Annotated in this window: 27 protein-coding genes, 1 other RNA gene and 1 pseudogene; 20 read left to right on the top strand and 9 right to left on the bottom strand. The window is 66.1% G+C overall.

All coding sequences use genetic code 11. The annotated features are described in order from the left end of the window. Positions 1-61 precede the first annotated feature (61 nt). From rpsP to AFER_RS07735, 7 genes are read left to right on the top strand one after another with little or no spacing between them, the layout of a single operon-like run. Complete coding sequence (gene rpsP / locus AFER_RS07765; protein WP_015798903.1) at positions 62-313, top strand: 30S ribosomal protein S16; 252 nt, start codon at positions 62-64, stop codon at positions 311-313. A gap of 17 nt (positions 314-330) precedes the next feature. Then, positions 331-687, top strand: coding sequence for a KH domain-containing protein (locus tag AFER_RS07760; protein WP_245526001.1), 357 nt, complete (start codon positions 331-333; stop codon positions 685-687). Continuing rightward, entirely contained in the window at positions 684-1,154 is a 471-nt protein-coding gene (rimM, locus tag AFER_RS07755) for a ribosome maturation factor RimM (RefSeq protein WP_015798901.1), read from the top strand. Before AFER_RS07760 ends, rimM begins: the two co-directional genes overlap by 4 nt. Positions 1,155-1,162: 8 nt before the next feature. After that, positions 1,163-1,930: a tRNA (guanosine(37)-N1)-methyltransferase TrmD gene (gene trmD, locus AFER_RS07750; protein WP_015798900.1), complete on the top strand. Its 768-nt coding sequence runs from the start codon at positions 1,163-1,165 to the stop codon at positions 1,928-1,930. Continuing rightward, positions 1,927-2,268 (top strand): 50S ribosomal protein L19, encoded by a 342-nt coding sequence (gene rplS, locus AFER_RS07745; protein WP_015798899.1) that lies wholly within the window; start codon positions 1,927-1,929, stop codon positions 2,266-2,268. The genes trmD and rplS overlap by 4 nt, the downstream gene beginning before the upstream one ends. A 24-nt stretch (positions 2,269-2,292) precedes the next feature. Beyond that, positions 2,293-2,589, top strand: coding sequence for a DUF2469 domain-containing protein (locus AFER_RS07740; protein WP_015798898.1), 297 nt, complete (start codon positions 2,293-2,295; stop codon positions 2,587-2,589). A 2-nt stretch (positions 2,590-2,591) separates the two neighbouring features. Next, positions 2,592-3,698, top strand: a complete 1,107-nt coding sequence (locus tag AFER_RS07735; RefSeq protein WP_049755415.1) for a trans-sulfuration enzyme family protein — start codon at positions 2,592-2,594, stop codon at positions 3,696-3,698. A gap of 11 nt (positions 3,699-3,709) precedes the next feature. Here the strand turns inward: AFER_RS07735 and AFER_RS07730 are convergent, their stop codons facing one another. The 4 genes from AFER_RS07730 to AFER_RS07715 form a co-directional block, all read right to left on the bottom strand. Continuing rightward, positions 3,710-3,955, bottom strand: a complete 246-nt coding sequence (locus AFER_RS07730) for an Rv1322 family protein (protein WP_015798896.1) — start codon at positions 3,953-3,955, stop codon at positions 3,710-3,712. Beyond that, a complete protein-coding gene (locus AFER_RS07725; RefSeq protein ID WP_171788974.1) occupies positions 3,946-4,656 on the bottom strand; it encodes an enoyl-CoA hydratase/isomerase family protein in 711 nt (236 codons plus the stop codon). The genes AFER_RS07730 and AFER_RS07725 overlap by 10 nt, the downstream gene beginning before the upstream one ends. A 25-nt stretch (positions 4,657-4,681) precedes the next feature. Further along, positions 4,682-5,011 carry a NifU family protein gene (locus AFER_RS07720; RefSeq protein WP_015798894.1) on the bottom strand — a complete coding sequence of 110 codons (330 nt, stop codon included), beginning with the start codon at positions 5,009-5,011 and terminating at the stop codon, positions 4,682-4,684. A 64-nt stretch (positions 5,012-5,075) separates the two neighbouring features. Then, complete coding sequence (locus AFER_RS07715) at positions 5,076-5,585, bottom strand: inorganic diphosphatase (RefSeq protein WP_015798893.1); 510 nt, start codon at positions 5,583-5,585, stop codon at positions 5,076-5,078. A gap of 73 nt (positions 5,586-5,658) precedes the next feature. On the opposite strand from AFER_RS07715, the gene AFER_RS07710 reads away from it, so the two are divergent. From AFER_RS07710 to AFER_RS12980, 3 genes and pseudogenes are all read left to right on the top strand, one after another. Further along, positions 5,659-6,906 (top strand): MFS transporter, encoded by a 1,248-nt coding sequence (locus AFER_RS07710; RefSeq protein ID WP_015798892.1) that lies wholly within the window; start codon positions 5,659-5,661, stop codon positions 6,904-6,906. 32 nt (positions 6,907-6,938) lie between these two features. After that, on the top strand, positions 6,939-7,502 hold the full coding sequence (locus tag AFER_RS11185; protein WP_049755413.1) for an RDD family protein: 564 nt from the start codon (positions 6,939-6,941) through the stop codon (positions 7,500-7,502). 147 nt (positions 7,503-7,649) lie between these two features. Next, positions 7,650-8,288: pseudogene (locus AFER_RS12980) on the top strand (CT398-like coiled coil hairpin domain-containing protein); the annotation flags it as partial. A 59-nt stretch (positions 8,289-8,347) separates the two neighbouring features. Here the strand turns inward: AFER_RS12980 and rnpB are convergent. Continuing rightward, positions 8,348-8,695: RNase P RNA component class A (gene rnpB, locus AFER_RS11385), an RNA gene on the bottom strand. Between the two features lie 110 nt (positions 8,696-8,805). On the opposite strand from rnpB, the gene AFER_RS07695 reads away from it, so the two are divergent. Then, complete coding sequence (locus AFER_RS07695; protein WP_015798733.1) at positions 8,806-10,332, top strand: IS1182-like element ISAcfe2 family transposase; 1,527 nt, start codon at positions 8,806-8,808, stop codon at positions 10,330-10,332. Positions 10,333-10,576: 244 nt separating this feature from the next. Here AFER_RS07695 and AFER_RS07690 read toward each other — a convergent pair whose 3' ends face one another. Next, positions 10,577-11,446, bottom strand: coding sequence for an IS3 family transposase (locus tag AFER_RS07690; RefSeq protein ID WP_012784158.1), 870 nt, complete (start codon positions 11,444-11,446; stop codon positions 10,577-10,579). Then, a complete protein-coding gene (locus AFER_RS07685; protein WP_012784157.1) occupies positions 11,446-11,766 on the bottom strand; it encodes a transposase in 321 nt (106 codons plus the stop codon). Before AFER_RS07685 ends, AFER_RS07690 begins: the two co-directional genes overlap by 1 nt. 88 nt (positions 11,767-11,854) lie before the next feature. Between AFER_RS07685 and AFER_RS07680 the strand changes: the two genes are divergently transcribed. The 9 genes from AFER_RS07680 to AFER_RS07640 all read left to right on the top strand — a co-directional run bounded on the left by AFER_RS07680 (position 11,855) and on the right by AFER_RS07640 (position 19,437). Then, positions 11,855-12,550 (top strand): SAF domain-containing protein, encoded by a 696-nt coding sequence (locus tag AFER_RS07680; RefSeq protein ID WP_015798889.1) that lies wholly within the window; start codon positions 11,855-11,857, stop codon positions 12,548-12,550. 4 nt (positions 12,551-12,554) lie between these two features. After that, entirely contained in the window at positions 12,555-13,361 is an 807-nt protein-coding gene (locus tag AFER_RS07675) for a hypothetical protein (RefSeq protein WP_015798888.1), read from the top strand. Beyond that, complete coding sequence (locus tag AFER_RS07670; RefSeq protein ID WP_015798887.1) at positions 13,358-14,254, top strand: hypothetical protein; 897 nt, start codon at positions 13,358-13,360, stop codon at positions 14,252-14,254. The genes AFER_RS07675 and AFER_RS07670 overlap by 4 nt, the downstream gene beginning before the upstream one ends. A 15-nt stretch (positions 14,255-14,269) precedes the next feature. After that, positions 14,270-15,190, top strand: coding sequence for a hypothetical protein (locus AFER_RS07665; protein ID WP_015798886.1), 921 nt, complete (start codon positions 14,270-14,272; stop codon positions 15,188-15,190). Between the two features lie 186 nt (positions 15,191-15,376). Further along, entirely contained in the window at positions 15,377-16,333 is a 957-nt protein-coding gene (locus AFER_RS07660) for a hypothetical protein (protein WP_143711987.1), read from the top strand. Between the two features lie 117 nt (positions 16,334-16,450). Beyond that, a complete protein-coding gene (locus AFER_RS07655) occupies positions 16,451-16,723 on the top strand; it encodes a hypothetical protein (RefSeq protein WP_015798884.1) in 273 nt (90 codons plus the stop codon). Then, entirely contained in the window at positions 16,723-17,076 is a 354-nt protein-coding gene (locus AFER_RS12975) for a carbon storage regulator (protein WP_015798883.1), read from the top strand. Before AFER_RS07655 ends, AFER_RS12975 begins: the two co-directional genes overlap by 1 nt. 205 nt (positions 17,077-17,281) lie before the next feature. Further along, positions 17,282-18,808 carry an IS1182-like element ISAcfe2 family transposase gene (locus AFER_RS07645; protein WP_015798733.1) on the top strand — a complete coding sequence of 509 codons (1,527 nt, stop codon included), beginning with the start codon at positions 17,282-17,284 and terminating at the stop codon, positions 18,806-18,808. Positions 18,809-19,182: 374 nt separating this feature from the next. Further along, positions 19,183-19,437, top strand: a complete 255-nt coding sequence (locus AFER_RS07640; RefSeq protein ID WP_143711985.1) for a hypothetical protein — start codon at positions 19,183-19,185, stop codon at positions 19,435-19,437. Positions 19,438-20,029: 592 nt separating this feature from the next. On the opposite strand, the gene purE is transcribed toward AFER_RS07640, so the two are convergent. Next, positions 20,030-20,521, bottom strand: coding sequence for a 5-(carboxyamino)imidazole ribonucleotide mutase (gene purE / locus AFER_RS07630; protein ID WP_015798881.1), 492 nt, complete (start codon positions 20,519-20,521; stop codon positions 20,030-20,032). Further along, positions 20,518-21,609, bottom strand: coding sequence for a 5-(carboxyamino)imidazole ribonucleotide synthase (locus tag AFER_RS07625; RefSeq protein WP_015798880.1), 1,092 nt, complete (start codon positions 21,607-21,609; stop codon positions 20,518-20,520). Before AFER_RS07625 ends, purE begins: the two co-directional genes overlap by 4 nt. Positions 21,610-21,706: the final 97 nt, after the last annotated feature.

Genomic DNA, 21,706 nt, shown 5'->3' with positions numbered 1-21,706 from the left:
GTCTAGACTGTTCGACCGAGCGCCCGAGTTGGCGCACCTGGAACGGAAGGAGTCCCTCTCGATGGCAGTGCGGCTACGCCTCACTCGTACCGGCAAGAAGAAGCAGCCGCAGTATCGCATCGTCGCTGCCGATGCGCGGACCCCTCGCGATGGTCGGTTCCTGGAGATCCTTGGTTGGTACCAGCCACGCCAGGAGCCGTCGAGCTTCTCGATCGATCTGGCGAAGGCCGAGTCGTGGATCGCGAAGGGGGCGACCCCATCGGAGCGCGTTGCGAAGCTGTTGGAGCTCGCGCGAGCGCAGGCGGCCGAGTAGTGGACGACTCCGCGAACGTGCCCGCGACGAGCGAGCCGTCGATCTCGCCGACGCAGGGGCTCGCAATCGAGCGAGCGTCGTCGCTCGTCCTGTACCTCACGAGATCACTCGCGCCGGAGGTTGCCGAGCGCGTCGTCGTGCGCCACGAGCCGGTGCGCGATGGTGAGCTGTCGCTCTCGGTGACGGTTCCCACGGAAGCGCTCGGTCGAGTCATTGGTCGCGGTGGTCGTACCGCGACGGCGGTGCGCACGGTGGTCGCGGCGCTTGCGCAGCGGTCTGGTCTGTCGACGCGGGTGTCGTTCTCCGATGGTCACGATCGACCTCGGCGAGGTGGGCCTCGGGGCCGATCCGGAGGGCGTCGCGGCCGCGGGTGAGTTCGAGGGTCCGCATTGGGGTCATCGGGCGCCCGCACGGCGTGAAGGGCGCTGTGACGCTTCACCACGTCTCGGATGTCCCAGGACGATTCGTCGCCGACGCCCACGTGTGGCTCGATGACGAGGTCGCTATGGTGATCACTGAGGTGCGGGGCCAACCCGACCGGCCTATCGTGCGCCTTCGAGGCGTGGAGAGCCGAGAAGCCGCGGAGGAGCTCCGAGGGCACTCCCTGTGGGCGGAGCGTGTCGCACTGCCGGACGGCATGGTGATCGTTCCGGATCTCGTGGGTGCGCGACTCGTCGACGCCGATGGCGTCGATCGAGGCCGCATCGTTGCGGTCGAGGCGAACCCGGCCAGCGAGTTGCTGGTCCTCGAAGGAGGTGGTTTGGTCCCCTCCATCTTCATCACGCAGGTCGCCGACGGCTACGTGGTCGCCGACCTTCCGCCCGGGCTCCTGGACGACTGAGCACGGCCATGCGCATCGCGGTCGTGACGATCTTCCCGGCGCTCGTCGAGGGGGTCTTGACGCAGTCGATCCTCGGGCGGGCAGCACGTGACGAAGCGGTCCACTACGAGGTGATCGACGTGCGTCGCTTCGCGGACGATCCTCGCCGATCCGTCGACGACACTCCCTTTGGCGGGGGGGCGGGGATGGTGCTGAAGCCCGAGCCCTTCGCGGCGGCTCTGCGTGTGGCTGACGCCCCCCATCCCTGGATCGGGATGTCTCCTGCTGGGCGGAGATTCACGCAGCGCGAGGCCGAGCGTCTCGCCGACCTCGATGCATTCACGTTGGTGTGCGGGCGCTACGAGGGCTTCGATGCGCGCCTCGAGGACAGCGTCTTCGACGAGCTGCTCTCGGTGGGCGACGTCGTCCTCCAAGGCGGTGAGCTCGCGGCGCTGCTGGTCATCGAAGCGGTCGTGCGCCTGGTGCCACACGTGCTCGGCAACACGGCCTCGGCGGTCGAGGAGAGTTTCGGCGCCGAGGGGCTCCTCGAATATCCCCAGTACACGAGGCCGCGTTCGTTCGAGGGCCTCGAGGTCCCCCCGGTGCTGCTCAGTGGCGACCACCAGGAGGTGGCTCGTTGGCGGCGAGCCGCTGCGCTCGCTCGAACGTTACGACATCGTCCAGATCTGATCGTCGCACGGGGCGGACTCGCCGACGAAGAGGTCTCGCTCCTCGAGCGCTACGGCTATGCTGACCTGGTTGCACGCTGGGTCAAGGAGCAAGAGGGTCGAAGATGAAGGCCACGGATCTCGTCGATGCTGATTCGCTACGTGAGGACGTTCCCGAGTTCGCCCCGGGTGACACCGTCAAGGTGCACGTGCGGGTCGTGGAAGGATCTCGCGAGCGGGTACAGGTGTTCCAGGGCATCGTCATCGGCCGAAACGGGTCGGGCGCGCAGGAGACCTTTACGGTCCGAAAGCTGAGCTTCGGCATCGGTGTCGAGCGCATCTTCCCCGTGCACGCACCCACGATCGCCAAGATCGAAGTGGTGACCCGGGGCGACGTGCGTCGTGCCAAGCTGTACTACCTTCGCGGGCGCGTCGGTCGCGCCGCGAAGGTCAAGGAGAAGCGCTGACCGCCAGCGTGACGGCGTTGCTCGATGAGTGCTGAGGATCTCGAGCGGTACGAGACCGAGGTCGAGCTGGGTCTCTACCAGGAATACAAGGCGGTACTCCCGCTGTTTCGCTTTGTGGTTGAGACCGAGCGCCGCTTCTATCTGGCGAACTCGGTCGTTGTGCAGCCGAAGGCGGAGGCCGGATTGAGCTTTGTCGAGATCGAACTGCACGACGCCTGGGTGTGGGACATGTACCGTCCAGTGCGCTTCGTCGATCATGTGCGGGTGGTGTCGTTTCGAGACGTGAACGTCGAGGAGCTTCCTCGACGGGATCCCAGCTGAGCATGGCCACTCCGGAGGACGACGTGGTCGAACGGCGTTCGATCGCGACCCTCTTGCAGTTGCCGCCGAGCGAGGACCGTCTCTTCGGGCCGAATCCTTCGGTCTCGCTCAATGCCACCTACTACGAGGGCCAGCGTTCTGCTTACGGGCGCCACACGAACCCGACCTGGGAGGCCTTCGAAGCCCTGATCGGTGAGCTCGAGGGTGGTACCGCAGTGGCCTTCGGTTCGGGTGCGGCCGCAACGTTCGCGTTGCTGCTCGCCCTTGGTCCGAGGGCCCTCGTCGTGGCCGACTCGTACATGGGAACGCGACAGCTCGCCAGGTGGCTCGGTGCGCGTATCCCGGGCATCGAGCTCGTTGAGCCCTCCGACCTCGATGCGCACCTGGATCGCCTTGCTCCCGGCTCGGTGGTGCTGATCGAGACGCCATCGAACCCGCTCCTGGTGACCTATCCCATCGCGACGCTCGCGAAGCGGATCCATGAGCGCGGAGGTCTGCTCGCCGTGGACTCGACCCTCGCGACGCCGGTGCTGCAGCGGCCGCTCACGCTGGGTGCCGACGTCGTGGTGCACTCGGCATCGAAGTTCCTCTCGGGCCATTCCGATGTCCTCGGAGGTGTGCTCGTGGCGAGCGACGAGGACCTCGTTGCGCGCGTGGGAGAGGTGCGCGAGCTCACGGGGGCCATCATCGGTCCCGTGGAGGCGTACCTGTGTTTCCGGGGTCTGCGCACCCTTGCCGTGCGAGTGGAACGAGCCAGCGCGACGGCGACCACCTTGGCGATGCGGCTTCGCGATCGCCTTGGCGACACGGTGCGCTATCCCGGCTTCGACTCCGAGCTCGTCGGCCCCGGACGGCAGCAGTCGGCTGGTGGGGCGTTGGTGGCCCTCGAACTCGAGAGTGCCCAGCAAGCCGACGCCATGCTCGATGGTCTGAGCCTCTTCCACCACGCGACGTCGTTGGGGGGTGTCGAGAGCCTGGCCGAGCGCCGGGGACGCTACCCCGGAGAGGACCGTATCGGAGAGGGCCTCGTGCGACTGTCGGTCGGTCTCGAGGACGTCGAGGATCTCTGGGGCGATCTCGACCGAGCGCTCACGAGAGCGGGTCTCTAGGAGGACACTGCTCACGTTCGTCGGTGCCGGCGGCGATGGCCGTGGCGGAGCTCCCAGTCGAGGCAGCTGCGGTGCCAATGACGGCGCAGGTCGTTTGCGTCGGTCGGGACGACCACGAGGTGTCCGGTTCCCGGTGCGATGTCGCCGTTGCATCCCGGGCAGCGATACCACTTGTGGGCCTGGTACGGCTGGACGACCGTGAGCTCGGCCTCGAGGCCTGTCAGCGGGTCTTCGATCCAACGTGGGGCTAGCGCCATCGCTCGAGCTCTGCGCGTGTTGCTGGATCGCTGGCTGCGGCGAGCTGGGCGATGATCTCGCGATCGAGCGCCGATCCGAGTGACGGCGCGGCTTGGTCGATGAGGCGCTTGCTCAAGGTCAGGGCGCGTGGCGAGCGCTCGGCGAGATCGTGAGCCCAGCCACGGGCCACGTCGAGCACCTCGTCGTCGGGCACGACGCGATTGACGAGCATGGCGAGCTCGTCGAGGGTCAGCGTGCCGCCGAAGAAGGCGAGCGCCTTGGCCCGATGCGGACCGATCCGCGCGCTCAAGATGGCGGAGCCGGCAAAGTCGAGCGTGAGGCCTCGGTGGATGAACATCTCGCTCGCGCGCGTGCTGGTGCCGGCGACGACGAGGTCGCACGCAAGGGCCAGGTTCAGTCCGGCGCCCACGGCTGCGCCCCGTACGGCGGCGATCGTCGGGGTCCGCAGTGCGAGAACCTGTCGAAGCAGGCGGTGGATGCGGTCGATATGGGCGAGTGCATCCTCGTCTGCGAGGTCTGCGAGGTCCGCGCCGGCCGAAAAGTACCTGGGAGATCCGAGGAGGATGATGGCCCGAACGCCGGGGTCGTCGTCGAGTGCGACCAGGGTCGCGGCGAGCGCCTCGGCGTCGTCGACGCGTAACGCATTGGCGCGCTCGGGCCGCGTGATCTCTACCAGCGCGGCCGACGCCTCGCGCGTCACCGAGTGCGAGGAGTGGGCGTGCACCTCACGCGGTGGTGGGGGGCCGAAGCGGTACCCAGCCGCCGCGTCCGAGGGCTGCCGAGGCGGCGAAGTCGAACTCCTCGTCGAGTTCGCCCTCCACCGCGGTGACCCACGAGAAGCGACCCTTGACGATCCGCTCGACACCGAGTTGAATCGTCGACGTCGAGATGGCGCAGCTCGAGCAGGCGCCGGTCAGCCTGACGCGAACCACGCCGGTCTCGGTGTTCACGTCGACGAGTTCGAGATCGCCACCGTCGTACTGTACCGCCGGCCGCAGCTGCTCGATCAGGTCGCGGACGGCCTCGGGATCGCGTTCGTCGTTCGGCGAGTCCATGGGCAGGCCTCCTTCCCAGCTCGCGGTCGCTGGCGCGACCAGTGGGTGGACGTCACCTGCCAGGCTAGTGGCTCGGCGAGGCGTTGCCGTGGGCGTGCTCGAAGCGCGCCAGCGCTGCATCGATCTCACGCTGGGCTTGCTCGAGGGGGGCCCACCCTTCGATCGCGACCGACTTGCCCGGTTCGAGGTCCTTGTAGTGCTCGAAGAAGTGAGCGACTTCCCGTTGGAGGTGCGTGTGGACGTCGCCGAGGTCACGAATGTGGTCGTAGCGAGGATCCCCATGGGGCACGCAGAGGATCTTGACGTCGCGACCGGCCTCGTCGCTCATCACGAACGCAGCAACCGGACGACCCTTCACATGGCACCCTGGAAACGTCGGCACATCCAGATACAGCAGCACGTCGAGTGGGTCACCGTCCTCGCCCAATGTCGAATCGATGTAGCCGTAGTCAAGCGGGTAGCCCATCGGCGTGAACAGCGTGCGATCGAGCCAGACGGTCCCCGTCTCATGGTCGACCTCGTACTTGTTGCGGGAGTGACGCGGGATCTCGATCACGCAGTGCAGTGCGTCCATGGACACCTCCAAGCTCGGGCCACCTCAGTGTAGAGACCTCCGGAGGGCGATGAAGTCCTCGTAGACTGCAACTATTCCACGGCAACGCGCTCCTCGGCTTCCGCTCGTCCTGCTCGCCCTCGTCGCGGGCGTCACGGTCGCGAACACGTACTACCTGCAGCCGTTGCTGCACGTGATCGCGGACACCTTCGGTCTTCGCGGCGGGAGCCCGGGGCTGCTCGTCACCGTCACGCAGGCCGGCTACGTCATCGGGCTTGGCACGCTCCTCCCACTCGGGGATCGCTTCGATCGTCGCAGGCTCATGCTGATCACGATCGTCGTCAGCGCCGCGTTCGATCTCCTGGTCGCCTTCGCCGGCAACGTCGTCGTGTTCGCCATCGGCCTGCTCGGACTTGGGGTCTTCTCGTCGGTGGCCCAGCTCGCGGTGACCTACGCAGCTGCGGCAGCCGAGCCGGCTCGTCGCGCACGCTCGGTCGCGGCGGTGATGGCTGGCCTGCTCTCCGGGATCGTCCTCGCGCGCACCTACGCGGGATGGCTTGCGCAGGTGGCGGGCGTGCGAGCGGTGTTCGTCGTCGCAGGCGTCGCCTGTATCGTGCTCGCGCTCGCGATCGCCCGATGGTTGCCGCACGAGCGGGTTGCGAAGGAGCGATCGCTCGTCGTGTTGTATCGGACGGCCATGGCGTTGTTGCGGCGCGAGCCGTTGCTGCGACTGCGGGCCGGACTCGGGTTCTTGAGCTTTGCTGCGTTCTCGATGTTCTGGACGACGATGGCACTCGCACTCTCGGGGCCCCCGTTCCACCTCTCGACCGGCGTCATCGGGCTGTTCGGCTTCGCAGGCCTGGCAGGCGTGCTGGCGGCCCGCGTCGTTGGCCACCAGGCAGATCGAGGACGCGCCGGGGTCACCACGGTCGCTTCGTTCAGCCTGATCGCGCTCTCGTGGCTCGCCTTGGCGGTCGATCGGTCGTCGTTGCTCTGGTTCGTGGTGCTCACGGCGACGCTGGACGCCGGGATCCAAGGGGCTCAGCTCTCCAATCAAGCGGCGATCTACCTGCTCGCACCGGGCGCCCAGGGGCGCGTGACCATGGTGTACATGGTGTGCTACTTCCTCGGCGGCGTCGCTGGATCGTCGAGCGCATCGCTCCTCTATGGGGTGGGCGGGTTCCGAACCGTTGCGGTCGCAGGTGTCGTCGTCGGCGTCCTCGGTCTTGTGATCATGGCGGCAGCTGGGTTCGCCGAGCGACGCTGGCGCGAACGGGCGCGAGCGACGGGGACCTCAGGAACTCCCGAGGGTGGCGTCGCTAGGCTTGATGAGGTGGCCTAGGTCGACGGGTGCCGAGTACTTCGCGCTCCCGGATGGTGCATCGACTGGCGCGGTCGTGGTTTCCCGGGCTCGTGGTCGAGCTGTGCGGTTCGACGTGGCGGACGGATGTGGTGCGGGAGGTCGAGGGTATGAGTGCGGCTGATGGCGGATCGCGGCTCGCGTCGCCGTGGCGACGGTTGTGGGGACTCATCGTCGACCTGATCGTGGTGTTTCTCGGCTCGGTGATCTTCGAACTGATCCTCGGCGGGCTTGCTGGCCTGTCGAACCCCATCTTCCAGGTCGACCGCTTCGAGCTGCCGGTGTTCGACTACGTCCTGAACGCACTCGCCATCGCCGCCTACTTCGTCGTGCTGATCGGACTGCGTTCCCAAACGCTCGGCCAGGCGGCTGCGCACCTTCGGGTCGAGGCTCAAGACGGTGGCCCGGTCGGCATGCGACGCGCGAGCATTCGCTTCGTTGTCTCACTGCTGTCGTTCGTCATGCTCTTCACGGGCTATCTCGTCGCATTTCTCGATCCTTCTCGCCAGACCCTCCACGACCGCGTTGCTGGTACCCGGGTCGTCGTGGAGGCGGTCCTCCCTCGTGAGGGGAGCTAGCGCCTTGCCCCACTGACCGTGCACTCAAGGTGGCGAGGCCGTCCGCCGCGCTGGCCTCGAGAGCCGTGGCGGCGTGACGCATGCGCTGCGATCGGCACGACCGAGTCTGTCGCGCGTTCGGGGGCAGCTCTTGCTGCCTGGCGTAGGATGGTGCCCATGGGCCAGGAGCTGATCGAGATCGCTACCGTCGAGGAACGACTCTCGCGTGCGCGAGCGGCGCTCGAGGCGGTCCGGCCATCTGCCGCACTGCGTGCTGCTGAAGCCGAACACGCTGAGCTCGTCCAGCGCGTGGCGGCTCTCGAAGCCGAACGTCGTGAGGTCGAGGGACGCATCGCTGCGCTCGAGTCGCAACGCGACGAACTCGGTGAACGCCTGGCTCGCCTCCGTGGACAGGGCGACCATGCCGGCTTCCGCGATCAATCCAGGCTCGAGGCCGAGTCGACCATGGTGCGCTCCAGGCTCGAGGAACTCGACGAGGCCGAGCTCGAGGCGATGGAGGAGCGCGACTCGGTCGTGGCCTCCCTCGATGAGGTAACTGCCCAGCGTGACGCCGTCGGTGGGACCGTTGCCGAACTCCGGGCGGCCCTTGACGTCGAGCGCGAGCAGCGTCGAGAGGCTGTGCGCACGGCGGAGGCGGCGTGGGCCGAGGCGCTCGCAGGACTCGACCCTGGTCTCAGGGCGCGTATCGAAGCTCGGGCCAAGCGTGGGCGCGCGTTGGCGCTCAGCATCGCTGGTCGTTGTTCGGCCTGTCACATGGAGCTCTCGGGTGCGGTCCTTGGCGCGGTCGCGGCAGGGCGGGACGTCGATTGCGAATCGTGTGGCGCCTGGCTCGTGGGCGAAGGATTGGCGGGAGGTGGCCTATAGGCGGGGTTCTGTCCAGCGGCCCAAACGGCCGCCTGTGCGGCCATCCATCTCTGCGGCCTACCAGGAGCGTGACGGGCGGGCCACCCTGCTCCACTGCGGCCTTGCTCCGGGTGGGGTTTGCCAAGCCGACCTCGTCGCCGAAGTCGCTGGTGCGCTCTTACCGCACCGTTTCACCCTTGCCTGTGATCGATCGTCGATCCATCGGCGGTCTGCTCTCTGTTGCACTGTCCTGCGGGTCACCCCGACTCGCCTCTCGCGAGCACCCTGCCCTCTGGAGCCCCGACCTTCCTCAGGTGACCGAGGTCACCCGCGGCCGCCCGGCCACCTCCGCACTCCATGCTAGGAGTCCCCTGAACAACTCCTCCACGTAGGGCGGCTACGGGAAGCGCTTCCCTCCGCCTGTCAAGCGCCATTTGCCCAGCTCAGCTAGACTTTTTGCATGCTGGGCACCGAATCAGACCAGGCACACCTCACCGCGACGGAGGCCTTCTGCTCCTCGCTCATCGAGCCAGGGTCCATCTACGCCTTCCTCGCCGAGCACCGCAGAGAGCTCTTCCCCGACGAGCGCTTCCGCCATCTCTACCCCTCCACGACCGGCAGACCCTCCATCCCCGCCTCGAGGGTGCTCGCGGTCATGGTGCTCCAGGTGCTCGAGGGGCTCTCGGACACCGAGGCGACAGAGCAGGTCCGCTACAACCTCCGCTGGAAGTACGCCCTTGGTCTTGATCTCGAGGACCCAGGCTTTCACCCCACGGTGCTCACCTACTGGCGCAGGCGCATCGCCACCTCCGAGACCCCAAGACTCATCGGCGAACTCGTGGCCGAGGTGATCGGTGCCACGGGGGTGCTCAAGGGCAAGACGAAGCGCGTCGTCGACTCCACCGTGCTCGCCGATGCGGTTGCCACCCAAGACACCATGACCCAACTTGTCGCCCAGATCAACCGGGTACGCAGGCTGATCCCCGAACTACGCGACATTCCTCTGTCACCAGCGATCGACTACACCCGCGCAAAGCCTGCCATCGACTATCGGGACGAAGAGGCAGTGGTGCGCACGGTGAGTGCCCTCGTCGCCGATGCCACTGCCCACCTCGCCCATGCAGAGAAGCTCGCATCCCTCACCGAGCCACAGACCGAAGCCCTTGGTCTCCTTGGGCTCGTGGCGGGCCAAGACGTGGAGTGTGTCGATGCCAAGGAAGGTCGCTGGCGCATCGCGAGGCGGGTAGCCACAGACAGGGTCATCTCCACCGTGGACCCTGACGCTCGCCACGTCCACAAGTCCCGTGCCCGTGCCATCGATGGCTACAAGGGCCACGTGGCCGTCGAGCCAGACAGTGGCATCGTCACCGCTGCGACCATCACGAAGGGCACCGTGCCGGACGCAGCAGTGGCGAGCGAGCTCCTTCGTGACGAGGACGGCCCGCGCACGGTCTATGGCGACAGCGCCTATGCCACGAGCGAGGTCTCCAACGAGCTCGCCGCTCGTGGCCACGACGAGGTGATCAAGCCTCGGCCCCTTGCCATGGCGGTCCCTGGTGGCTTCACCATCGATGACTTCGTCGTCGAGGAGGGATGGGTCAGCTGTCCCCAAGGACACCGAGTACCCATCTCCGCCAAGGGTCGTGCTTCCTTTGTCAAGCACTGCACCGGCTGTCCGCTCCGGGATCGCTGCACGCGCTCGAAGCGAGGACGGGTCCTCACCTTCACCCCTGCCACCTGGCACGCAATCAGCCAGCGGGCGCACTTTGGGGACCCTGCCGTTCGTCTCGACTATCAGCGCACCCGACCGAACGTCGAGCGGATCCACGCACAGCTCAAACGCAAGCTCTCCGGCGCGAGGCTGCGCTACCTGGGGCTCGTGCGCAACCGACTCCACTTCGAGCTGCTCTGTGCCACCTGGAACCTGAAGGTGCTCCTTCGCCTGGGGCTCACCCGGGTGGGTGGTGGCTGGGTGCTTGCCACCTGAGAGGCGCTCGGGTCCTCTCCTCCTCGCCCCACAGGAGGGGCGAGGAGGAGAGGGTGAGGAGCGAGATGGGAACGGGTCAGCTGGGCTCGTTCCCGGGCTGGGTGGGCGTGCTCAGCCACCACCAGGGAGGGGCTTGTTCAGAGGGCTCCTAGGCACACGCACATCACTGCAACTCACGACATGTCCCTTGCGATTAGGCTGAGCGCAACTCACTGAGGTGCCCCAGATTTCGTAGACACCCAGGTTACTTCACGCGAGCCTCCTCCGCGACGAGGTGCTCGAAGACGACTGGGGCAAGGTAGCCGATCTTCGAGCAGCTGCGCTGGTGGTTGTAGAACTGGATGTAGCTCTGTATGCCGCGGCGCAGCTCGGCGAGGTCGCCAAAGGCGTGGCGGTAGAAGAACTCGTGTTTGAAGATCGACCAGAAGGACTCCGCGCTCGCGTGGTCGTAGCAGGTGCCGGTTCGCCCCATGGAGCGCGTGATCCCGTGTCGGGCACAGAAGGCCACAACTCGATGGTCGCTGAACTGACTCCCTCGGTCGGTGTGCCAGATGACCCCCTGCGCGTGGGACCCACGCACCGCGACGGCCTGGCCGAGGGCCTCGAGCACGAGCGTGGTCTCCATGCGCTCCGCGACGCTCCATCCGAGCACCCGCCGCGAGTGCTCGTCGCGCACCACACACAGGTATGCCATCGCGCCGGCGAGAGCGAGGTAGGTGATGTCCGAGGTCCAGAGGGCGTGCAGGCGCCCCGGGTCGAACTTCCTGGCAACGAGGTCTGGTGGGTAGATCGCCTTCGGATCGGCGTGGGTGGTCGCTGGGCGGAACCTCCTGGGGCTGATACCGGCGATGCCGCGCCTGGCCATCGCTGCTGCCACCGTGTTGTGGCTCGTCACCACGCCAGCGGCGAGGAGTGCCGCCGTGATCCGTCGTGCGCCGTAGGTGCCAGAGGATGCCTGGTGGACCGCGACCACTCGGTTCTCGAGGTCGCGTCTTGCACATGCCCGACGCGACGGTGCTACCTGGGTGCGTCGCCATCGGTAGTAGCCAGCCCGGGAGACCTCGAGTAAGCGTGCCATCCGTTTGATCTCGAAGCGAGCGTACTCCGCCTCCATCAGCGCGAATCTCTCTTGCTTGGTGGCTTCGCGGCGAAGTACGCGGCTGCTTTTCCCAGGAACTCGTTGTCCTTGCGCAGCTCCTCGAGCTCCCTGCGCAGCCTGATGAGCTCGGTGCGCTCCTGCGCCGTGAGGGGCGGGCTGCCAGTGGCGTTTGCTGCTTCGATCCGCCTGCGCTCCTCCCGCACCCATCGATAGAGGTTGTGCTCCCCGATCGCGAGCTCACGGGCCACCTCTGGGACGCTCCGGCCGCTGTCGATGACCCGGTGGGCCGCCTCGGTCCGGTACTCCAGGGTGAACTTCCTTCTCGACGTCCCCATCGACCTCCCCTTCCCTCTGCCATGGTACGTGTGACTTACGACGTGTCAACGGAATCTGGGGCGGCTCACACCAACAAAGGAGACCCGCATGACACTTGCTCGCCAGCGTCGGTCTGTAGCTCTCAAGATTGCCGGTACCGTCGCGCTCGGTGCCGCCGTTACTCTTGGGGTCTACTCGTTCTTCTCCAAGCAGTCGCAGACGGTCGACATCGTCGTGGCAGCCAAGCCACTCGTCCCAGGGGAAGTGCCGACGAAGTCAGACCTCGCTGTCGAGGCGGTGCCACAGCAGTCGGTCACGCCGGGGATGATCCCGGTCGCCAACGTGCGTGTGCTCAACAATCAAGTCGTGACGACGACGATTCCACAGAACGCTCCCGTGCTCGTGAGCGAGCTCGCGCCGCACCTGCGTGGCAACTACCGGGTCTTTGTGTTGACGCCTTCTGTCATCCCCCCGAATCTCACGGCTGGCGACACGGTGGACATTTACGCTCCGCTCCAGGCCCAGGCGTCGGGGTCGTCAAGTGGGTCGTCGAACGCGCCCATGTCCTACACCGCCCCTGCACCGTACATTCCGGTCGCCACAGCGATTCCCGTCCTTGCTGTCATCCCGTCGAGCAACGGTGGTTCGTCGCAGCTCGAGATCGAGGTCCCACCGAACGAGGCGAGCGACATCGCTGCCGTCGCTGACACTTCGAACCTGGTCATCGCCTTCGCTCCGCCGAACGCAAAGCCCGTCCCCATCGTGCAGCTTCAGCCGTCGGTCCACACGCATACGGTCAACTAGGGCTATGCGTACTGCCGTCGTCGCCACGAGCACCGATCTCCCGACGGGCGTCCTTGCAACGATGCTTGCTGACAGCGTTCCTGGACGACGCCTGCTCATCGAGATCGCCGGCATGGAATCGACATGGGCGATCCGTGATCGCGAGCATGCTCCTCAGCCGCCAGGTCAGCGTGCGATCGCTGCCGCGATCAGTGAACACGCCTCATCGCTGTCCGCCGGCATCGTCCTTGCTGCCACGGTGGACCTTGCCAGTGGTGTCGTGCTCGATTCCCTCGAACGGTGGGAAGAGGCCCGATCTCTTCCGACGCTCCTGGCCGATCCCATGGCCGGGATCTTGACGCGGTCTCATCTCGCGACGGTGCTCACCGCGATGGCCGATTGGCTTGCTGGTCAAGACCGTCGTGTCCACAGCGTCGTTGACGCAGGTTACATCTTTGACGAGACGTCAGCACCGCTCAAGTGGCTCAGCAGTTGTGAGCGCTTGGTCCTCGTCACGGCTCCCACGCCGAGCGACCTCGGTCGTCTCACTCAGCTCGTGCGCGACGGGCTCACGCCCTCAGCGATCGTGCTCCTTGCTGACCGGGCCCTCGGTTTCGTCGATGCGGTTCGTGCGTCGCTCGGCGCGAGTCAGATCCCTCTGCTCGTGACGCCACCGCTCTCTGGCGACGTCTTGATCCCGGATATCCAGTCACTCGTCTTCGACTCCCGTGACCGGCGCCGGCGTCGGCGCCACGGCGCACTCGAGCAACTCCTCGTGACCGCCCGGCTTCTCGAGACCGAGCTCACCGAGTCCACGGAGGTTCGACCATGACCCCAACCGGAGCACTCGTCGTCGCTGCCGTGGTTGGCGTTGTCGTCATCGTGGTCGGCATGCTCCTCGTGTTTCGCGCAGATCCCACCGACCCCAAGCTCGAGGAACCGATCAAGGCCGCCTCAGTTACGGTTGGTCAGGTCAAGGTTGCTTGGTATCAGACCTTTGGATCCCCTAGCATCGACATTCGTCTCGCGATCGCTGCCGTGGTTGGCGTTGTTTTTGGTCTCTTGCACTACCTGATCCTCGCGATCGCCGGTGGGGTAGCGGCGTGGATCTTCGTCGACACCTACGTCACGCCGACATTCGCGCAACGTCAGATCGAACGACTGCGCGACCTCCAGACCTTCGCGGCATCACTCGCGTCGACCGCGACGAGCGGTGGTAACGTCTCGCTGGTCTCGATCGTTCGCATGGCACTTGCTGCGAACCCGGAGAACCTCTTCGTACGCAGTCGTCAGCGCATCTACGAGGCGATCTTCGATGCGACCGACCCCGAGGATCACGAGCGCAACATCGAGCAGCTCATCGCCACCGCTGACGATCCACCGAGTCGCGTCATCGATCAGGTCGTCATCCTCACGGCTGGATCGCGCATTGTGAGTGTGGCGCCGCTCGTGCAGGACCTCCTCGAGGCCATCACGCCTCAGCTCACGACGTTCGAGATGGCCTACCGCACCTACATCGTGCCCAACATCACGGTGGCGCGCATCCTGCTCGGTTTTGGCATCTTGACGTCGCTTGGTGCCGGTGCCTACTACGCCAGCGTCTACCAGCACCATCTCTTTGCGAGCCTACTCATGCAGCTTGCGTTCGGCATCCTGCTGGTCATCACGATCGTCGTCGTCGGCTTCTCTCGCAGGCCGTTCGCGCTGTCGACGTGGTTTGTTTGAGTTCGGGAGACGTCAATGGCTTGGTTCTCGTCACCACTCGGGATCTCGATTCTCGCTGGCCTGTTCGCGATCGCGCTCGTCGCCGGCGTACGTGGCTTGATTGGATACCGCCGATCTCGACGCCTCACGCGATGGCATGACCACCCCTCGCGTACTCGCAGCGGCTCGGCGACCGTCCGCTTCGTGATGAACGCCCTCGAACGGCGTACGACCTCTGAGCTGCTCCAGGTCGATCTTCACTTGCTCGGGATGGATACCGACGAGTTCGCGTCCTTCGTCATGCGCATGTCGCTCATGCTCTTACTGCTCATCGTTGCGACGCTCGGGGTACTCGTCTTCATCAAGCTCATGTCCATGAACCTCGCGTTGATCGGTGGCATCGTCGGCATCATCATTGCGTTCCCTGGGGGCCTCGTCTTCGCCGAGACATACCTTCGCAGTCAGGCCAAGGCTGCTCGTGCTGAGAGCGCCCTGCTCATCGCACCGATCCTGTCCTACCTCCGGCTGGCTCTCACCGCCGGCGCCGGCACAATGGAGTCGGCTATGAGCGAGTACTTTCGCGTCTACGGCACGTATGCCAACCCTCGTGGGCGTGTTTGGCTGAACGACTGGATGACCGGTCTTGCCAAGCGCACACTGGCTGAGGTCTGGAGTGACTGGGGACGCACCTACCAGGTCGGGATCATGGTCACGCTGGGCTCTGCGCTCGCGCAGGCTCAGCGCACCGGCGCACCTCTGGTGCCGGTCCTGCGGTCGCTCATCGACCAAACCTGGCGTCAGACCACAGATCTCGTGGATCAGACGCTTCGCTCGCGACAGAATACCGCTTCGTTGCTCCTGCTCCCGTACATGGTCGTCTTCGTGGGGACTGTCATCGTTGGTCTGTTCCTCGGCAACGCTGGCCTCTCGAACGCGCTGCACCTGCTCGGACAGTAGGTCGATGGCATCGGTTGTGGTTACTACGGGCAACGGTCGTTGCACACGCATATCTCTCGGTAGGAGGGATGACGCACGGACCTCCGGCCCTTGCGTTCGCAAGTCTCGTGTGTCACACTCGGATCATGCGGTGCTTCTCACGCACTATGGTCAGCGCGTTATACTGAGTGCAAGTCAAGGAGGGGAGTGATGCACAGAAAGACTCGCTTGCGGACGGCAACAGCCGGCGCAGTCATCGGCACGAGCGCCATCCTGCTCGCTGCGTGTGGCTCATCGTCACAGCCCAGTGTGCCGAGCTCGCTGAACGCCTCGTCGAGCAGCTCGAGCCAGACGGCCCCTGCGCCGACCAACCTCACCCTCGCGCAGCTCGAGAAGGAGTATCCGTTCGACGCCGCGAACGATCTGCCCATCTACCAGGGCGATCCGAACTCGGTGCCGCTGTCGAACCTGCTCATTCCGCCCAAGGACCCGGCCATCCCGGTGCCGTTGCGCGTGCCGAAGCCGAGCGTGCTCGGCGCATGGGTGAACGACACCAGCGTGCCGTATGTCGGCCCGGTCTACGTCGGCACGAAGCTCACGCCGCTCGAGCGCGATGCGGTCTACACGGCGCGCACCCTCGGGGTGATGGGCGGGCTCTACAGCTCGAGCTATGCCACCACCGAGCAGAACGGTCAGGTCACCGTGCTGCCGGATGTGGCGCAGCTCTTCGACCCGTATGCGGGTAACGGACCAATCCCGGCGTCGACGATGCTGTCGCAGTACCTCTCGACCGCGAACGCCAATGTCGCACCGACTGCATCGTTCTTTGCCAGCATCACGCCGACCAATCAGACCTATCTGCCTTCACCGAAGACGTTTTATCAGCAGAGTATCTCCAACAAGCAGTTCGCGGTGCATCCGACGAAGAACGCAATCGACGTCGTGGTGTGTAAATCGTCGTCGTCTTGGGTCATGGTGAATGGCAAGCTCAACGTCACGCTCGCGACGCCGACATGGGCAGACTATTTCAGCTTCCCTACCGCGCATGCTGTTGCTGATCAGCCATTAGAAAGTCCCAACGGCGATCTCTACTGGTATATGAACGGCCAGTATGGAGGGTCGGGTAATCCTCCATTTCCGAAGTGGGGTCGCGTGTGCGGGTAAGTGTGATTCCGACAGGCGTGCGACGCCGGCGTCGCCTCGCACGCCGTTCGTGGCTTCGGCATAGTTGGCCGTGGTTCATTGGCTTTGCATTATTGACGTCTTCAGTCACCCTAGTTCGTGGTCATAGTGGCGGCGGCGTGGCTCGTTCCCATGCTCCTCATCGTGATGGCGACGCTTGCTGGTGGAACACTCGCAGGCTGCCTCCTCGCGTTCGTTGCAGGTGCTGGCGTCGACAAGGTGATCCGCGAACGACTCGTTGGTCAATGGGCCCTCGGCTTGGCCATGCTCTTCCTCGGAGCGATCGGCGTCCTCCTGGTGGGGATCAGTGCCGGGATCTTCGTCGCGACCACTCGTGACGTCGTTGGTCTCATGCGTGGCACGTCTCGCTAGTGCTTGTCTTGGCTCGGAAGCTCGGCCAATCGATCGTCATCGGTGACGACATCGTCGTGACCGTGCTTGCGATCGATCCATATGGCGGCGTGCGCCTTGGCATCGTCGCGCCACGTGACGTGCGCATCGTGCGAGACGAACTCCTGAAAGCCATCGCAACCGAGAACGAGGCGGCTGCGCGTAGTGCGACTACGGCTGGGCTCGAGGGGGTCGCGGAGCCCAGGCGGAACCGTCACGAGTTGTCTCGTCTCGAGTCGCGCGTTTCGCAACCCGAGCCAGACAGAGACGGCGAAGGACCACGATGCACGCAAGGGAGTCGCGCTAGCACCTCCCCGGGTGCTGTCCTACGGTAGCGAGGCGTGCATGCTGACAGGGGATCGCGATCGAGAGGATCGTCCTAGTCGGTTGGCCAACGCGAGCTCGACGAGGTCGCCGCTGTCGACGTGCAGGTTGACGTTCTAGGAGTCCCCTGAACAACTCCTCCACGTAGGGCGGCTACGGGAAGCGCTTCCCTCCGCCTGTCAAGCGCCATTTGCCCAGCTCAGCTAGACTTTTTGCATGCTGGGCACCGAATCAGACCAGGCACACCTCACCGCGACGGAGGCCTTCTGCTCCTCGCTCATCGAGCCAGGGTCCATCTACGCCTTCCTCGCCGAGCACCGCAGAGAGCTCTTCCCCGACGAGCGCTTCCGCCATCTCTACCCCTCCACGACCGGCAGACCCTCCATCCCCGCCTCGAGGGTGCTCGCGGTCATGGTGCTCCAGGTGCTCGAGGGGCTCTCGGACACCGAGGCGACAGAGCAGGTCCGCTACAACCTCCGCTGGAAGTACGCCCTTGGTCTTGATCTCGAGGACCCAGGCTTTCACCCCACGGTGCTCACCTACTGGCGCAGGCGCATCGCCACCTCCGAGACCCCAAGACTCATCGGCGAACTCGTGGCCGAGGTGATCGGTGCCACGGGGGTGCTCAAGGGCAAGACGAAGCGCGTCGTCGACTCCACCGTGCTCGCCGATGCGGTTGCCACCCAAGACACCATGACCCAACTTGTCGCCCAGATCAACCGGGTACGCAGGCTGATCCCCGAACTACGCGACATTCCTCTGTCACCAGCGATCGACTACACCCGCGCAAAGCCTGCCATCGACTATCGGGACGAAGAGGCAGTGGTGCGCACGGTGAGTGCCCTCGTCGCCGATGCCACTGCCCACCTCGCCCATGCAGAGAAGCTCGCATCCCTCACCGAGCCACAGACCGAAGCCCTTGGTCTCCTTGGGCTCGTGGCGGGCCAAGACGTGGAGTGTGTCGATGCCAAGGAAGGTCGCTGGCGCATCGCGAGGCGGGTAGCCACAGACAGGGTCATCTCCACCGTGGACCCTGACGCTCGCCACGTCCACAAGTCCCGTGCCCGTGCCATCGATGGCTACAAGGGCCACGTGGCCGTCGAGCCAGACAGTGGCATCGTCACCGCTGCGACCATCACGAAGGGCACCGTGCCGGACGCAGCAGTGGCGAGCGAGCTCCTTCGTGACGAGGACGGCCCGCGCACGGTCTATGGCGACAGCGCCTATGCCACGAGCGAGGTCTCCAACGAGCTCGCCGCTCGTGGCCACGACGAGGTGATCAAGCCTCGGCCCCTTGCCATGGCGGTCCCTGGTGGCTTCACCATCGATGACTTCGTCGTCGAGGAGGGATGGGTCAGCTGTCCCCAAGGACACCGAGTACCCATCTCCGCCAAGGGTCGTGCTTCCTTTGTCAAGCACTGCACCGGCTGTCCGCTCCGGGATCGCTGCACGCGCTCGAAGCGAGGACGGGTCCTCACCTTCACCCCTGCCACCTGGCACGCAATCAGCCAGCGGGCGCACTTTGGGGACCCTGCCGTTCGTCTCGACTATCAGCGCACCCGACCGAACGTCGAGCGGATCCACGCACAGCTCAAACGCAAGCTCTCCGGCGCGAGGCTGCGCTACCTGGGGCTCGTGCGCAACCGACTCCACTTCGAGCTGCTCTGTGCCACCTGGAACCTGAAGGTGCTCCTTCGCCTGGGGCTCACCCGGGTGGGTGGTGGCTGGGTGCTTGCCACCTGAGAGGCGCTCGGGTCCTCTCCTCCTCGCCCCACAGGAGGGGCGAGGAGGAGAGGGTGAGGAGCGAGATGGGAACGGGTCAGCTGGGCTCGTTCCCGGGCTGGGTGGGCGTGCTCAGCCACCACCAGGGAGGGGCTTGTTCAGAGGGCTCCTAGCTGTGGACTTGGTCGTCGACGAGCGTGTTTGGTAGCCTCGGCACGAGGTTGTGAGTCTCGTCGGTGATCCTGTCCGCTGATCGTGGCAGCCGGCTGCTGGAAGCAACGAGTTCGTGTCCAGCGGGGTTTGTGCGACGGCGCAGGCATCGGCGTCGTGCAGCCTGAGGGTGTCTGGGTGCTGAGGAGGTCAGGTTGGCGGCGATCGGGCGAAGGCGTGTCGGGATGCGTCGTGGAAGCGACGATCGGCCCATCCATCGCATCCCCCCAGTCACGGCGTGGTTGCTCGTGGCTGTCGTGGCGCTGGTGATCACGATGGCCGCAGGCGCTCTCGTCGAGCAGCTGAGTATCGGCTCACGGTCGTGGCAGCAGCCAGCGGTTGGCCAAACGGTGAACGGTTATGCGGGTGCGCCTGTCGGTTCTCAGCTCTACCTGCAAGCTGGCTACGCCTCGAGCGGGCGCCCGTCGATCGGGGGCTGAGTCTGGGCGTGGGGCCGTCTGGCCCCATCGGCCATGAGCCCGTGTGGCGCGGTCCTTGACTCGGAGGCGTTGTTCCTTGGCGCGAGCGGACGCCTCATCGGGCCGGCGAGTTGCCATGGGGTTATATCGCTCGCGAGCAGCGCGCGAGGCGTTGACGATGGCCTCGGCGGCGGTCGGTTCGGTCGCGGGGGCCTCGTCCCCGCTCGATTGGGAGGCGAGGTCCTCGAGTGCTGAGGACCGAAACGACAGCGAACCACGCTGGTGAGGAGCCGATCGGTGTCGCGATGGCCGATCGATCGTTTGCGCCCGTGGCGCTCTCGAGAGCGAGGGCTCCCCGCGCCCACTCGGCGCGTGCGAGCTGTGGATCGCTTCGCACCACAGCGCTCCATCGGTCGACGATCTCCGGGAAGGCTCGACGCACCTGCCCGCATCCGTCGTGCCGACCGACGGTGATAGAGCCAACGCTCGTGAGCGTTCCTCTCTCGACGAGGAGCGCGTATGGGTGCCGTGCGTCGTCGCAGTGCGCCGACGATCGGTCGGCCAGTCGCCGGAGCCGCTCGAGGACACCGACCATCTGGTGGGTAGTTGGTCCTCAGTGTGGTGAGGGTGGGGGCAGTACCGCACCTCGCGAGCGCTCCGCGTTGGCGGCCTGGTACGCCTGGAGGCGATCGGCGAGCCCCGGTTCACCGATCGCGAGTATTCGTGCGGCGAGCAGGCCTGCGTTCGTCGCGTTGTCGATGCCCACGGTCGCGACGGGAACGCCCCGTGGCATCTGCACGATCGACAGCAGCGAGTCGAGCCCCTCGAGGGCGGCGAGGCGGACAGGCACCCCGATGACCGGGAGCGTTGTCGCAGCCGCGATCATGCCGGGGAGGTGTGCCGCGCCACCTGCGCCCGCGACGATGACGTGGAATCCCAGGTCGCGAGCGTCGCGGGCGAAGGCGAGCATGTCGTCGGGGGTCCGGTGAGCCGACAGGACCCGTGCGTCCCACTCCACCTCGAGTTCGGTGAGGATGGTCGCTGCGTGCCCGAGGACGGGCCAGTCGGACGGGGAACCCATGACGATCGCGACGGGGGGTGTCATGGAAGCTCCCAGGGCGCATCGAGGAGCTCGCCTCCGAGGTCGCGCGCTGCGGCCCAGGCGCGCCGACGCGCGTCGTCGAGCGAGGCGGCGACGGCGGTGACGTGGCCAACCTTGCGGCCGGTCCGGGGTGTCTTCCCGTAGCGATGCACGCGTGCGGCCGTCGGGACCCGCTCGAGGTGTCGGGCGCCGATGAGGTTGACCATGACGGCCGGTCCGATCGACTCCGTCGAGCCGAGCGGCAGACCGGCGACGGCGCGCAGGTGGTTCTCGAACTGTGACGTGACTGCTCCTTCGATAGTGAGGTGGCCGGAGTTGTGGACTCGCGGAGCCATTTCGTTGACGACGATGGCGTCGTCGACGATGAAGAACTCGACGGCCATGACGCCGACGTAGTCCAGCGCATCGGCGATGGTTCGTGCTGCACGGACGACGTCTCGCTCGAGTCGAGGTTCGAGACCGCTGGGCCAGGCCGCCTCGACACAGATGCCCTCCCGATGCACGAGGGCGACCGGATCCCAGGTCGCGACCTCGCCGTTGGCCGCTCGGGCGACGACGACCGCGCACTCGGACGCGATGGGCAGGAGCGGTTCGGCAAGCCACCGCCCGGTGCGCGGGAGCTCAACCGTCGCGTCGACGCGCAGTAGCCCTCGTCCGTCATACCCGCCTCGGACGGCCTTGAGCAGGTACGGGGGTTCGAGCGTGGGCACCTCACCCACGTCGCGGTCGACGAGCTGGGCCGGGATGGTGGGCAAGCCGAGTGTCGTGAAGAGAGCTCGTTGCCGTTCCTTGTTCGAGCCGGTCGCCATGGCGACAGCCCCGGGCGCGAGCTGGACCCCTTGGGCCTCGAGTGCTGCGAGGATGGCTGGATCGACGAGCTCGTGCTCGAAGGTGAGCACGTCCACGCTGTTCGCGAAGCTCGCGAGTGGTCTTGCCTCGAGTGGCCCCTCGACGACCGACGTCGCCCAGCCGCTGACTCCCTGCTCGCCGGGGCGGATGTAGAAGGCGAGGCGGAGATCGAGGGCCAGGGCAGCCTCGAGGAGCATACGGCCCAGCTGGCCGCCCCCCACGACGCCGATCGTCCGGGTCACCCGATCCTCCTGCGCGCCACTCGTCGCTCAGCTGCTCTGAGCCTAGCTGCGCTAGCCTTGAGGACTGGGGCCACGGCCGTCGGGCTTGGGAGGTGGA

The sequence above is a fragment of the Acidimicrobium ferrooxidans DSM 10331 genome (genome assembly GCF_000023265.1).
Taxonomy (GTDB): domain Bacteria; phylum Actinomycetota; class Acidimicrobiia; order Acidimicrobiales; family Acidimicrobiaceae; genus Acidimicrobium; species Acidimicrobium ferrooxidans.
This window is presented reverse-complemented; position numbering and strand designations above follow the sequence as displayed.